This window comes from Arthrobacter sp. Marseille-P9274 (genome assembly GCF_946892675.1).
Taxonomy (GTDB): Bacteria; Actinomycetota; Actinomycetes; order Actinomycetales; family Micrococcaceae; genus Crystallibacter.
Genome location: NZ_CAMPOV010000002.1, coordinates 115,812 through 128,925, shown reverse-complemented (window position 1 = coordinate 128,925; position 13,114 = coordinate 115,812). Strand labels below are relative to the sequence as shown.

Here is a 13,114-nt window from a genome sequence, read left to right as displayed (position 1 = left end):
GGAATGGACGACGGCGGTGCGGCGTTGAGCCGGACATGGAGCGTCTTGGTTTTCTGTCCTTTGGCCACTGGGGGCCGGGCCGCGGGTCCCGCACCCGCTCAGCGCGCGAGGCGCTGCTGCAGGGGATTGAGCTGGCGGTGGCGGCCGAGGAGCTCGGCATCGACGGCGCGTTCTTCCGGGTGCACCACTTCGCCCGGCAGCAGGCGTCGCCGTTCCCGCTGCTCGCGGCGATCGCGGCGCGCACGTCCCGGATCGAGATCGGCACGGGCGTGATCGACATGCGTTATGAAAATCCGCTCTATATGGCCGAGGAAGCGGCCGCCACTGACCTGATCAGCGGCGGCCGGCTCCAGCTCGGCATCAGCCGGGGATCCCCCGAGCCGGCGAAGGACGGCGCCGCCGCGTTCGGCTACGTGCCGGCCGAGGGCGAGACGCCGGCCGACATGGCGCGGCGCCACACCGAGGTCTTCCGGCACGCGATCGCCGGCGCGGGAGTGGCGGAGGCCGATCCGCAGTTGACCGGCGGCGCTACCGGCCTGCTGCCGATCCAGCCGACGTCCTACGACCTGCCGCAGCGGATCTGGTGGGGCGCCGGCACGCGCAAGACCGCCGTCTGGGCGGCCGAACGGGGCATGAACCTGATGAGTTCCACGCTGCTGACCGAGGACACCGGCGTGCCCTTCGACGAACTGCAGGCCGAGCAGATCCGGATGTTCCGAGAGGCCTGGCAGTCCGCCGGGCACAAGTTCAGGCCACGGGTTTCGGTCAGTCGCAGCGTGCTGCCGATCGTCGACGACGAGGACCGGATGTACTTCGGCGGCCGCGCCGGACAGGGCGGCGACCAGGTCGGCATGATCGACGGCCTGCTCTCGCGCTTCGGCCGCACCTACACCGGGGAGCCGGACGTCCTGGCCCGCGAACTCGCGGCGGACGCCGCGGTGCGGGAAGCCGACACGCTCATGCTCACGGTCCCGAACCAGCTCGATGTCGCCTACAACGCCAAGCTGCTGGAGAACATCGCCCGCTACATCGCGCCGGAACTCGGGTGGCGAAGCAAGGCAGCAACGACGGCGGACGGCGGGGTCCGGGAGCGCCACTGACCCGGCGGCTGACCGGTGCCGGCGTGCGCCAGGCCGGTACCGCCGTCGTTGGGCGCCCCGCGATCCGCGTGACTTTCCTGCCGGCAGGCTACTGCAGGCCGCGTAACCGATCCATCTCCCGGCGGTCCTTCTTGGTGGGCCGGCCGGCGCCGCGGTCCCGCTGCGGCAGCCCGAGCGCCGGCATCGGCGGGCGCTCCGGAGTGTGGTCGGTGAAGCAGTGCGAGGCTGCCTCCGCGCCGACACGCTTGGCGATCAGCCGGCGCACCTCGAGGATCCGTTCGTAGCCCGGCTGGCGGACCCGGATCGTGTCGCCGGCAACCACCGTCTGCGAGGCCTTGGCCGGGTTGCCGTTCAGCCGCACGTGGCCGGCCCGGCACGCAGCCGTGGCCGCCGAGCGCGTCTTGTAGGCACGGATGGCCCAGAGCCAGGCGTCAATCCGGACGGAGGAGGGGGCGGTTGGCAACGCGGTCATGATGGATAACGAGTCTAGCCGCCGCTGCCCGTAGTCGCCCACCGGCGGCGGGGCTAAGCTGGGCGGCAGAGGGAGGAACTGCTGATGGAAACGTCGTCGTTAATGCCCTCCGAGTGGCAGCGGGCCCTGCTCATCATGGCCCATCCCGATGATCCCGAATACGGAGCCGCCGCCGCCGTTGCGCAGTGGATCGCGGAGGGCAAGGAAATTTGCTACGTGCTGGCCACACGCGGGGAAGCCGGCATCGCCGGGCTCGATCCGGTGGAGGCCGCGGCCGTGCGGGAGGCCGAACAGCGGCGCGCCTGCGAGCGGGTCGGAGTGGACACGCTGGAGTTCCTCGATTTCGCCGACGGACGGCTGGAGCACTCGCTCGTGCTGCGCCGAGAACTCGCCAGCGCCATCCGGCGGCACCGCCCCGACGGGATCATCACGCTGAACTTCGAGGAAACCTGGGGGCCGGGAATGTGGAACTCGGCGGACCACCGGCACCTGGGTGCAGCCGTCATGGACGCCGTGGCGGACGCGGCGAACGAGTGGATCTTTCCGGAGCTCTACGGCGGCCCGGACCCGCACCCCGGGGTGCAATGGGTGGCCGTGTGCTCGCCGCGGCCGACGCACTGGCTGGACGTGGACGCCGAGAGCGTGGAGCGGGCGGTCGAATCGCTGTCAGAGCACCGGATGTACCTGGAGGCGCTCAGCGATGAACCGGTCGAGGAGCAGGCCCGCCGGCAGATCGACCTGGTCACGGCGGGCGGGGAAACGGCGCGCCGGGTGGGGTTCCAGCTCTTCCGGTTCTGAGCTGACGCTGTTGCTTAGCTAGTGTTGGCGGGTGAGCTACTTCATACCCCGCAAGCCGTGGCGCGGCCGGATAGGCGCGCTCCTCGGCATCCTCATCATGGCACTCAGCCTCCGCGCGGCCGTGTCCGTGGTGCCGCCGCTGCTGGGAACCATGGGCCCCGAACTGGGCTTCGACGCCGCGACCACCGGCGCGCTGGCGATGCTGCCGCCGCTGGTCTTCGCCGCGGCCGGCCTGGCCACCCCGGCGTTGATCCGCTGGCAGGGCGCCGAGCGCGTGCTCGCCGCGGCGGTGCTGCTGGCGGTCGCCGGGCAGCTGAGCCGGGCCGCTGTCGACTCGGTCTGGCCCTTCCTCGGGATGTCGGCCGTAGTGATGGCCGGCTACGGGATGGGCAACGTGGTGCTCCCGCCGCTGGTGAAGAAGTATTTCCCGGACCGGATGGGCGTGGTCACCGCCGGCTACGTGACGCTCCTGGCCGTGGGCACCGCGGCCAGCCCGCAGCTGGCGGTGCCTGTGGCGGAGCTGGCGGACTGGCGGGTCTCGATAGCGCTCTGGGCCTCGGTCAGCGCACTGGTGCTGGCGCCCTGGGGGGTGCAGCTGCTGCGGGACGGGAGGGCGCGTGACGACGACGGCGGCGCGGCCTTCGCGGGGCCGGTTGCGGCGGGTGCCGGGTCCGCCGCGTCCGCCCACCGAGAAGGAGCCACTGCCCGGACAACGCAAGCTCAGGCGCCGGCCGTGCAGCACCTGAACCCGTGGTGCTCGCGGGTGGCCTGGGGGCTGGCCATCTTCCTCGCCGGCAACTCCGCGCAGACCTACGTCTACTTCACCTGGCTGCCGCCGTACCTGACCGGCCAGGGCGTGGACGCGGCGGCCGCGGGTTCCGCGCTCGCGTATTTCGCCATCCTCGGCCTGCCCGTCAGTCTGCTGGTCCCGCTGCTGGTGCCGAAAATGCGGAACCCGATCATCGCCGTCGTAATTTTTGCCGCGTGCTGGGCCGGCGGACACCTGGGCCTGTACCTGGCTCCGACGGCCGGCACCTGGTGGTGGATCACGCTGGCCGGGCTGGGCCAGGGCACCTTCGCGATGGCCCTGCTGATGATGAACCTGCGCTCGCGGACCCAGCACGGGGCCGCGGTGCTCGCCGGCTTCAGCCAGGGCATCGGCTATGCAGGGGCCGGGCTCGCGCCGCTGCTGTTCGGCGTGGTCCAGGAGGCCACGGGCGGCTGGACGGCGTCGTTCGCCATGCTGGGGGTCTGCCTGCTGGTGCTGCTGGTGGGCGCCGTCATGATCAACCCGCGGCGCTACATCGAGGACGACGGCGCGGCCGCGGGCACCCTGCCGGAGGCAACGGCACGGCCAGCGCCCGCGGAAGGGAACCCCTCGACGTCGTTCGGGGAAAAGCGCCGCTGAATCCCTTACCCGGGCGTCACTGCCCGGCCGGAGGAGGCGGCGTCGCCGCCTGCGGCGCCTCTGTGGCCGCCTTCGCATACGAGGCGGAGACCCGACGGTAGACCGGGGTGAAGAAGGCCAGCGACGCGGCGGCGATCATGACGATTCCGGCCGCCAGGAACACCAGGGCGATGCCGCGGGAGGTGCCTTCGCCCAGCAGCGGGGCCAGTTGCGCCGTGCCCTCTGTGGACCGGGCGTAGGGGATGATCCAGACCTGGGCGATCGGGGCGATGAGGAACGCGGTGATCGGCGCTGCCGCGGACTCGAACGCCATGGCGAATCCGAAGACCCGGCCTTGCCGGGGCAGGGGCACCACCTGCTGGATGATTGTTTGCTCGGCGGCCTCCACGAACGGCACCAGGACCATATACAGCCAGATGCCGGCGACGTAGAGCCACGCCCACTCCCGCAGCGTAAACACGGCACCGAGGATCCCCATCAGGATGACCGCGGTGAGCATGGTGCGTAGCGGATTGCGGCCCAGCCCCAACTTGCCGATCAGCGCGCCGCCCAGGATGAACCCGGTAGCACCGAGCGCGAAGACGGTCCCCCACAGCTCCACGGGGAACATCTCCAGTCCGTAAGGATCCATCAACGCCAGGTAGACGCCGCCTATGAAGTTGTTGAACGTGGAGAACAGGATCAGCGCGAACAGCCCGGAAATGGCCAGCACGGCGGCAAGGGAGCCGCGCAGGTCGAATCCGCCGTGCGCGTCGGTAGCGGCCGCGCGCACCTCCTCGGGCATGCGCAGCGTGAGCAGGTGCGCGAAGGCCAGGGCGGTGAGCCCAACGGCGACGACAATTGTCCAGCCCATGCCCAGCAGCCCGACGGAGAGCCCGGAGAGCACGGAGGTGACGATGAACATCAGGCCCCGCACCATGCCCACCAGCCCGTTGGCATTGGCCCGCCGGTCCGGGTCGATGAGGATCGTGACCGTGGTGGACAGGGCGATGTTGCGCATGTTTTCCACCACCGCGCCGGCCAGGATGACCACGGAGAAGACCCAGAACCACGGCTGTGCCAGGTCCAGCAACCGGGCGGCGGGTGTCAGCAGGAACATGACCCCTGATAGCACGAACATCGCCAGGGTGAAGCCGGCGGCGAAGCGCATCACGGCCAGCTTGCGATAGCGGTCCACGAAGGTGCCGAAACTGATGCTGGAAAGGGCGATCAGCAGCATGTACGCACCGCCGATCACGCCGGTGGCGATCACGTTGCGGGTCTGCAGGTATACCCAGAAAGTCAGGGCGAACCACAGGTAGCTGGTCGTGACGTTGGCCAGCGCGGTGTTCACAAGGATCCCCGCGAAGGTGCGTGACCGCTGGTCCGGGCTGCGGACGGATGTGTCGACGGCGGGGTCGGCCGGGCTCGAAGTCCCGCCGTCATCAACCGGCGCGGAGGTGACGGCCGAATCCGCGGGGAGACCAGCGCTACCCTCGGGAGCAGCAGCCCCGGACGGGCCCGGTTCCTGCTCGGTCATGCGTCCCAGTGTACTGACAATCCACGGGCGCGGACACGGTCCCGGGCCCGTGGATGCGAGGGGCGGCGGACCCGTCTGTGGGTCCGCCGCCCCTCCCGAGGTTCCTTGCGTCAGTCGCCGATGTAGAAGAGGCGCTTGTTGACGAATTCGTCCATGCCGAGCGGGCCGAGTTCGCGGCCGAAGCCGGAGCGCTTGACGCCGCCGAAGGGGATGTCCGCGCCTTCGCCGACGCCGTTGACGTTGGCCATGCCGACCTCGAGCTGCTGGGCGATCCTGCGGGCGCGTTCCTCGTCGGTGCTGAAGACCGCGCCGCCGAGGCCGTACTGGGTGTCGTTGGCCAGTTTGAGCGCTTCCTCGTCGGAGGAGACCTTGTAGACCACGGCGACCGGGCCGAAGAGCTCCTCGGTGTAGGCGCGCATCTCGGGGGTGACGCCGGTGAGGACGGCGGGGGCGATGTAGGCTGCCGGCCCGTCCTGCAGCTGGCCGCCGGCATGCAGGGTGGCGCCCTTATTGACCGCGTCCTTGAGCTGTTCGGCGAGGGCCTCCGCCGCGGCGCGGGAGGACAGCGGGGCGAAGGTGCCCTGGGCTTCCTCCGCCGGGTTGCCGGGCTTGAGGTCCTTGGCCTGCTTGGTCAGTTCGGCGACGAAGTCCTCGTAGATGTCTTCCATGACTATCATGCGCTTGTTGGAGTTGCAGGCCTGGCCGGTGTTCTCCATCCGGAACTCCCAGGCATCGGCCGCCGCGGCCGCGACGTCATCGGTATCGAGCACTACGTAGGGGTCGGAGCCGCCGAGTTCCAGCACGGCCTTCTTGAGGTTCTTGCCGGCCAGTTCGCCGATGATGGCGCCGGCCCGCTCGGAGCCGGTCAGCGAGATGCCCTGGACGCGCGGGTCGGCGATGATGTCCGCGATCTGCTCGTGGCTGGCGAAGACGTTGATGTATGCGCCGGCCGGGACGCCGGCGTCGTCCATGATCTGCTGGATGGCCAGCGCCGAGCGCGGGCAGGTCTCGGCGTGCTTGAGGATGATGGTGTTGCCCAGCACCAGGTTGGGCGCGGCGAACCGGGCGACCTGGTAGTAGGGGTAGTTCCAGGGCATGATGCCCAGCAGCGGGCCGACCGGCAGCCGCTGGATGAGGGCACGGCCGCCGCCGATGGCCTTGATTTCCTGGTCCGCGGCCAGGCCGGGGCCCTCGGTCGCGAAGTAGTTGAAGATGTCGGTGCAGAATTCGGCCTCGCCCTTGGACTGGGAGAGCGGCTTGCCCATTTCCTCGGTGATGATCGCGGCGAGCTCATCGGCCCGTTCGGTGAACAGACCGGCGACCTTGGCCACGATCTTGGCGCGGTCGGCGATCGGCACGTCCTTCCAGGACTGGAAGGCCTCCTGGGATCTGGCCAGGGCGTCCTGGATCTCGGCATCGGTGGCGGTCGGGAACTCCTCCACCACCTCGCCGGTGGCCGGATTGAGCACGCGGTAGCCGGGCTGGGTGGTCGACGTGGCAGTCACTGGCAGTGTCTCCTTTGTTGATGTCAGCCGAGCAGAGGCTATCCCGGCGTCTATCCCTAATTGTGTACCGTCTGGCCGGTCCTGTGAAGGCCGCTACGTTTCGCTGTGAGGGAACGGACGACGGCGACTTCCGGACTCTGGGTGCTCCGGCCCGTCTAACGTGGCCACAATAGGCGCATGGATGCCACACCGCTCAAAGCCCTCGCCCTCGTCTGTACGCTGACCCCGTCACCCAAGCCGTCGAGCAGCGAACTGCTGGCCCGGCAGGTGGTCCAGCAGCTGTCCACTCACGGCGTGGAATGCGACCTTCTCCGCGTCGTGGACCACGACGTCAAGCCAGGGGTGCAGACGGACATGGGCGAGGGGGATGAATGGCCGGGCATCCGGGCGCGCCTGCTGGCCGCGGACATCCTGGTACTCTCCACACCCATCTGGCTCGGGCACCCGGCGAGCTTGGCCCAGAGGGTGCTGGAGCGGCTGGACGCCGAATTGTCCGAGACGGACGGGAAGGGCCGGCCGAGCATGTTCGACAAGGTGGCGCTGGTCGCCGTCGTTGGAAACGAAGACGGGGCGCACCATGTGACGGCCGAGCTCTACCAGGGTCTCGGAGACGTCGGTTTCACCATCCCGGCGCAGGGAGTGACCTACTGGGTAGGCGAGGCCATGCAGGGGACGGATTTCCAGGACCTGCCGGAGACTCCGGAGGCAACCGCGGGAACAACGGCCACGGCGGCTCGCAATGCGGCCCATCTGGCCCGGGCGCTGAAATCCATGCCGTATCCGGCCCGCTGACGGCTCGGCGGCGGAGCCCCCAAAGCTGGTGCTCGACAAAGCCTCGGAAGCGGAGGAACCTTTATGCTGTGCTCTGTCGAGCCGGTGATTGTCCGTTCCGCGCCCGGGGAAGCCGCGGATCCTCGCTCCCGATACGGTCCCGGCCGCGCCCTCGGGAACAGTAACCATTGCGGCTGATGCCATTCCAAGGGGCCATCGACATGCCTGCCAATACAGCTTCCAGCCTTGAATCCCGATCCTTCGACGAGCCGGATGAGAAGCGCCGTCCGGACAAGACCGAAGTGGACGTGGTGAGCGTCAGCGGCTACACGCTGGGCCGCTTCCGCTTCCAGCCCGGCTGGAGTTGGGCCGAGTGCATCAAGCCGGTGGCGAAGACCGACTCGTGCCAGTCCAACCACGTTGGCATTTGCACGGGCGGATCGATCACCGTGGAGCACAACGACGGCGGCCGCATCACCATCAAGGCCGGTGACTCCTACTCCATCCCGCCGGGCCACAATGCCTGGGTGGAGGGCGATGAGCCCTTCGAGGGGTATGAGTTCCTGAGCGCCGCCGAGTACGCCAAGGAGGCCTGAGCCGGCCTGCGGGATTCCGCATTAGGCTGCGCGGAGCCGGCGGCGGGGAAAGGTCCGTGAGTGAAGAAGAACGGCATCCTGAACCCGGCATTGAACGCCGGGCTGTCCCGTTTGGGCGAAGGGCATCTGGTGGTCATCGCCGACTGTGGCCTGCCGCTGCCCGCCGGCGGGCCGGTGGTGGACCTGAGCCTGGTCCGGGGTGTGCCGCGGTTCCGTGAGGTACTGGATGCGGTCCTGGCCGAGCTGGAGATCGAGGCGAGCTTCGCGGCGGCTGAAGCCGGTCCGGAAGTGCAATCGTGGTTCGACGGCGCCGGGGTTGGACCGGTTCGCATCGAGCACGAAGAGCTCAAGGCGATGCTGCCGCAGGCTGCGCTGATCATCCGGACCGGGGAAGCCACGCCGTTCGCCAACATAGTGCTGCGCTGCGGGCTGCCGTCCTGAGCCGCGCGGTGCCGGCCAGCGGCGGGTCTGCGGATCCCGACGATGAGGGCGCCGGCCGGTAAGGGCGCCGCCGGCGCCCTTACCGACGTGGAAAGGGCACCGGCGGGCACACCGGATGGAAGGCAGTGGGCGGCCAGGTAGGCAGCGCGAAGGCCCGCCGCGGTCAGGCGCCGGGCTGGACCTCGTTAATGCGGAACACCGCCCCCGTCGGATCGGCGAGCGTCGCCATCCTGCCGAACGGCGTGTCTTCCGCCGGCTGCAGCAGCCGTCCGCCGAGGCCCAGCGCCGTCTCGATGGCCGCATCGACGTTCTCGACGCCGAAGTAGACCTGCCAGTTGGAGGGCACTCCCTCGGGCAGGAAGGCTGCCGCGTCCATGATGCCGGCCCGGGCATCGTCGCCCGCGCCCAGGGTGGTGTAGCGGAATTCGGGAGTGTCGCTCATGACGTCCGTCTGCCAGCCGAAGACATCCTGGTAGAACTTCACCGCCGCCGCGTAGTCGCGGGTCTGCAGCTCGTGCCACACCGGGGCGCCGGACTCGTCATGGGCCTCGAAGCCCGTCATTTCGCCGAACTGCCACGCTCCGACTGCCGCGCCGCCGGCATCACCGAACAAGGCCATGTGCCCCTGCTCCGGCACCTCCATCGGCGGCATGTAGACCTGCCCGCCGGAAGCCGCGGCGGCCTCGGCTGCGGCATTGATGTCCTCCACCCGCAGGTAGGTGCTCCAGACGTCCGGGTAGCCGGACTGCCCGTCGTTTTTCATCATCCCGGCCACGGGCCTGCCGTCCTTGAAGGCCATGATGTAGCCGCCGTACTTTTCTTCATCACCGGTTTCGTAGGTCCAGCCCATCAGCTGCTGGTAGAAGTCCTTGGACTGTTCCGGGTTGGCCGTCATGAGGTCGATCCAGCAGGGGGAGCCGTTCTCGATCTTGGGCGTGGGCATGCGGTACTCCTGTCGATATTGGGAGGTACTGACAGCTGCGACTCTAGCGGCCGCCCCTGGCACCGGCAATGGTCCGGGGTCCTGGCCCAGCAGCGGCCGCCGAGCATAGGGGACGGGCGCCGCGCACGGGGGAGGGGCGCCGCGAAGCCTGGCGCCGCCGTCGTACTTGTGCACAGTGCCGGCGCCGCATATGTGTGCGTTGCCACACTGACAGGCCGAAGCGCTGCCCATAGCGTCGAGGGGTACCTATCCTGTTTGACCTCAAGGACGCATGTCAATGACGACAGAACTCTTAGCCACGCCCCTCCCGACCGCGGCGAGCGGCCCGTTGGCGAACGCGCAGGCCCAGCTTGCCGCCGCCGTGGAGGCGCTCGGTTACGGCACCGGGCTGCATCAGCTGCTCGCCAGCCCGCGGCGGGAAATGACCGTCTCCATCCCGCTGCACCGGGATGACGGAGCGGTCGAGCTGCTGACCGGCTACCGGGTACAGCACAATTTCTCCCGCGGTCCTGCCAAGGGCGGACTTCGCTACAGCCCGGCAGTGGATTTGGACGAAGTGCGGGCGCTCGCGATGTGGATGACCTGGAAGTGCGCCCTGCTGGACGTGCCCTACGGCGGGGCCAAGGGCGGCATCACGATCGACCCGCGCAACTACTCGGTCCGAGAGCTCGAGCGCGTCACGCGGCGCTACACGTCCGAAATCCTGCCGATCATCGGTCCCGAAAAGGACATACCGGCTCCGGACATTGGAACCGATGAGCGGACCATGGCCTGGATGATGGACACCTACTCCGTCAATGTTGGCTACACCGTGCCCGGCGTCGTGACCGGCAAGCCCGTGAGCGTGGGCGGCTCGCTGGGCCGGCCGAGCGCCACTTCGCGCGGCGTGGTCCAGATAGCGCTCGCCGCCCTGTCCCATGCCGGGCTGGAACCGGGCCGCAGCACCGCCGCGGTGCAGGGCTTCGGCAAGGTCGGTGCCGGCGCGGCCGCGTTCCTGGCCGAAGCGGGCGTCGAGGTGCGGGCCATCAGCGACCAGTACGGGGCCATCCACGCCGCCGGCGGCATCGACGTTCCGGCGCTCGCGGCGCACGTCGAGGCGACGGGGAGCGTGGTCGGCTTCGCCGGGGCCGAACCGATGGACGCCGGCGCCCTGCTGGAACTGGACGTGGACCTGCTGGTGCCGGCCGCCGTCGAAGGCGTCCTGCACGCAGGCAACGCCGGGCGGGTGCGGGCCAAGGTCGTGGTGGAAGGGGCCAACGGGCCGACCACGGCTGAGGCCGATCCCATCCTGCTGGCCAACGGCGTCCTGGTGGTACCCGACATCCTGGCCAACGCCGGCGGCGTGATCGTCTCCTACTTCGAGTGGGTGCAGGGCAACCAGGCCTACTGGTGGACCGCCGATGAGGTGGAGGACCGGCTGGCCCGACGGATGCTGGCCGCCTGGGAGAACGTGCTGGCGGTCTCCACCGCGCGCGGCATCACCTTGCGCGAGGCGGCAACCGTGACGGCCGTGGAGCGCGTGGCGGAAGCCCACCTGACGCGCGGGCTCTACCCGTAAACCGGCGGATCATCCGGCATGACAGAGGCGCCGGTCCTTCCTCGCGGAGGGGCCGGCGCCTGCTTGTCCGGGCCTGGGGGCTTGCCGCCGCCGGGCGGTGCCTAGACGGCCTCGAGGACGCTGACGTAGTTGGCGATGGCGAGGCCGCCCATGTTGTGCACGGCGGCGCGGCGGGCGCCGGCCAGCTGCATATCGCCGGCGGTGCCGGAGAGCTGCATGGCGGTGACCACGTGCTGGGAGACGCCGGTGGCGCCGACCGGGTGGCCCTTGGCCTTGAGCCCGCCGGAGAGGTTGACCGGGAGTTTCCCGTCCCGGTAGACCCAGCCTTCCTCGATGGCGCGGCGGCCTTCGCCGGCGGGGGTGAGCCCGATGACTTCGTACATGATCAGCTCGGCGATGGTGAAGCAGTCGTGCACTTCGGCCAGGTCCAGGTCCTCCAAGGAGACGCCGGCCATGCCGAGCGCCCGCTGCCAGGCGGCCACGCTGCCGGCGAAGGCGATCGGGTCGCGCTTGGCCGCGGGCATGAAGTCGTTCGCGTGGCCGAAGCCGGCGAGCCGGACCGGTGCGGCGGCGGCATTCGAGGGCGCAGGGCCGGACGTGAGCACGACGGCGGCCGCTCCGTCCGAGACGGGGGAGCAGTCAGTGCGGCGCAGCGGCTCGGCCACCATCGGGTTCTTGTCCGAGACCGTGCGGCAGAACTCCTCGCCGAGGTCCTTGCGCAGCTGGGCGTAGGGATTGGCTACGCCGTTGCGGTGGTTCTTCGCGGCGATGGAGCCGAGCACGTCGCCGACGGCCCCGTGCCGCTTCTCGTAGTGCTTGGCGGTCTCGGCGAACAGCCCGGCGAAACCGGTGGAGGAGGGCTTGCCCGCGGCCTCGTAATCCGCGCCGAGCAGCGCCGCACCGACGACGTCCGCGCCGGCGTGCGTCATCTTTTCGGCACCGATCACCAGCACGTTCCGCGCGGTGCCGGCCAGCAGGGCCTTCGCCCCCTGCTGGAGTGCGGCGGACCCGGAGGCGCAGGCGTTCTCGACGCGCGTGGCCGGGACGTTCGCCAGCTGGTCGGACACCTGCAGCGCCAGCGAGGACGCGAAGCCCAGCGGCACCATGCCGGAGTTGAACTGGCCCAGGTAGATCTCGTCGATCTGCCCCGGCTCCAGCCCGGCGTTGGCGATCGCCTCGGTGGCCACGCCGACGATCAGGGATTCGAGCGTCTCGTCGGCCAGCTTGCCGAACGGGGAATGGCCCCAGCCGGCCAGCAGGATGTCCTTGCCGAACTGTTCCTTCAGGCTCACTTGGTGGTTCCTTCCAGGACGTCTTCGAGCTGCGCCGCCAGCTCGGGCGAGAGCTCGAACTCCGCCTCGGTCTTCTCCCGGACCTCCTGAAGCGTGACGCCGTCGGCGAGCTGGTTGAGCACCAGCCGGGGAGTGGCGCCGTCGTCGTTAATGTCAAAGTCCGCAAGGTCCGTGATGATCCGGTCCACCACCCGCACCCCGGTCAGCGGCAGGGTGCATTCGGTGACGATCTTCGGGCTGCCGTCCTTGGCGACATGCTCGGTCAGCACCACCACGCGCGGCGTGCCGGCGACCAGGTCCATCGCGCCGCCCATGCCCTTGACCATCTTGCCGGGGATGGTCCAGTTGGCCAGGTCGCCTGCGCCGGAAACCTGCATGGCGCCGAGGATGGCGACCTTGACGTGCCCGCCGCGGATCATGCCGAAGCTGGCGGCCGAGTCGAAGATGGAGCCGCCGGGCAGCACGGTGACGGTCTGCTTGCCGGCGTTGATCAGGTCCGGGTCCTCGTCGCCCTCGTAGGGGAACGGGCCCATGCCGAGCAGGCCGTTCTCGCTCTGCAGCACCACGCGCGTGCCCTCGGGCAGGTTGTTGGCCACCAGGGTGGGGATACCGATGCCGAGGTTGACGTAGTCGCCGTCGTTCAGTTCGGTCGCGGCGATGGCCGCCATTTGGTCTCGTGTCCAGGCCATGGCTTTTTCTCCTTGCGTTTGC

At 69.5% G+C, this 13,114-nt stretch carries 13 protein-coding genes; 7 read left to right on the top strand and 6 right to left on the bottom strand.

The features are described from left to right. Nucleotides 1-35: 35 nt before the first annotated feature. A complete protein-coding gene (locus OC550_RS13760; protein ID WP_262106465.1) occupies nucleotides 36-1,100 on the top strand; it encodes an LLM class flavin-dependent oxidoreductase in 1,065 nt (354 codons plus the stop codon). Nucleotides 1,101-1,188: 88 nt separating this feature from the next. Here OC550_RS13760 and OC550_RS13755 read toward each other — a convergent pair whose 3' ends face one another. Further along, nucleotides 1,189-1,572, bottom strand: coding sequence for an RNA-binding S4 domain-containing protein (locus OC550_RS13755; protein ID WP_262106464.1), 384 nt, complete (start codon nucleotides 1,570-1,572; stop codon nucleotides 1,189-1,191). A gap of 84 nt (nucleotides 1,573-1,656) precedes the next feature. Between OC550_RS13755 and OC550_RS13750 the strand changes: the two genes are divergently transcribed. Together OC550_RS13750 and OC550_RS13745 are read left to right on the top strand one after the other, a co-directional pair. Beyond that, nucleotides 1,657-2,370, top strand: a complete 714-nt coding sequence (locus tag OC550_RS13750) for a PIG-L deacetylase family protein (RefSeq protein ID WP_262106463.1) — start codon at nucleotides 1,657-1,659, stop codon at nucleotides 2,368-2,370. A gap of 31 nt (nucleotides 2,371-2,401) precedes the next feature. Continuing rightward, nucleotides 2,402-3,778 carry a CynX/NimT family MFS transporter gene (locus OC550_RS13745; protein WP_262106462.1) on the top strand — a complete coding sequence of 459 codons (1,377 nt, stop codon included), beginning with the start codon at nucleotides 2,402-2,404 and terminating at the stop codon, nucleotides 3,776-3,778. Nucleotides 3,779-3,794: 16 nt separating this feature from the next. Here the strand turns inward: OC550_RS13745 and OC550_RS13740 are convergent, their stop codons facing one another. Then, nucleotides 3,795-5,297, bottom strand: a complete 1,503-nt coding sequence (locus OC550_RS13740) for an MFS transporter (protein WP_262106461.1) — start codon at nucleotides 5,295-5,297, stop codon at nucleotides 3,795-3,797. 110 nt (nucleotides 5,298-5,407) lie between these two features. Further along, complete coding sequence (locus OC550_RS13735; RefSeq protein ID WP_262106460.1) at nucleotides 5,408-6,802, bottom strand: NAD-dependent succinate-semialdehyde dehydrogenase; 1,395 nt, start codon at nucleotides 6,800-6,802, stop codon at nucleotides 5,408-5,410. A gap of 177 nt (nucleotides 6,803-6,979) precedes the next feature. Here OC550_RS13735 and OC550_RS13730 point away from each other — a divergent pair, with 177 nt between their 5' ends. From OC550_RS13730 to rbsD, 3 genes are all read left to right on the top strand, one after another. Continuing rightward, on the top strand, nucleotides 6,980-7,594 hold the full coding sequence (locus OC550_RS13730) for a flavodoxin family protein (protein WP_262106459.1): 615 nt from the start codon (nucleotides 6,980-6,982) through the stop codon (nucleotides 7,592-7,594). A gap of 200 nt (nucleotides 7,595-7,794) precedes the next feature. After that, nucleotides 7,795-8,169: a cupin domain-containing protein gene (locus OC550_RS13725; RefSeq protein WP_262106458.1), complete on the top strand. Its 375-nt coding sequence runs from the start codon at nucleotides 7,795-7,797 to the stop codon at nucleotides 8,167-8,169. A gap of 60 nt (nucleotides 8,170-8,229) precedes the next feature. Then, on the top strand, nucleotides 8,230-8,610 hold the full coding sequence (rbsD, locus tag OC550_RS13720; protein ID WP_262106457.1) for a D-ribose pyranase: 381 nt from the start codon (nucleotides 8,230-8,232) through the stop codon (nucleotides 8,608-8,610). A gap of 163 nt (nucleotides 8,611-8,773) precedes the next feature. On the opposite strand, the gene OC550_RS13715 is transcribed toward rbsD, so the two are convergent. Then, entirely contained in the window at nucleotides 8,774-9,553 is a 780-nt protein-coding gene (locus tag OC550_RS13715) for a VOC family protein (RefSeq protein ID WP_262106456.1), read from the bottom strand. 277 nt (nucleotides 9,554-9,830) lie between these two features. Between OC550_RS13715 and OC550_RS13710 the strand changes: the two genes are divergently transcribed. Next, on the top strand, nucleotides 9,831-11,111 hold the full coding sequence (locus OC550_RS13710; RefSeq protein ID WP_262106455.1) for a Glu/Leu/Phe/Val dehydrogenase: 1,281 nt from the start codon (nucleotides 9,831-9,833) through the stop codon (nucleotides 11,109-11,111). Nucleotides 11,112-11,212: 101 nt separating this feature from the next. Here the strand turns inward: OC550_RS13710 and OC550_RS13705 are convergent, their stop codons facing one another. Both OC550_RS13705 and OC550_RS13700 read right to left on the bottom strand, forming a co-directional pair. Continuing rightward, entirely contained in the window at nucleotides 11,213-12,403 is a 1,191-nt protein-coding gene (locus tag OC550_RS13705) for an acetyl-CoA acetyltransferase (RefSeq protein ID WP_262106454.1), read from the bottom strand. Next, on the bottom strand, nucleotides 12,400-13,092 hold the full coding sequence (locus tag OC550_RS13700) for a CoA transferase subunit B (protein ID WP_262106397.1): 693 nt from the start codon (nucleotides 13,090-13,092) through the stop codon (nucleotides 12,400-12,402). The genes OC550_RS13705 and OC550_RS13700 overlap by 4 nt, the downstream gene beginning before the upstream one ends. Between the last annotated feature and the right edge of the window lie 22 nt (nucleotides 13,093-13,114).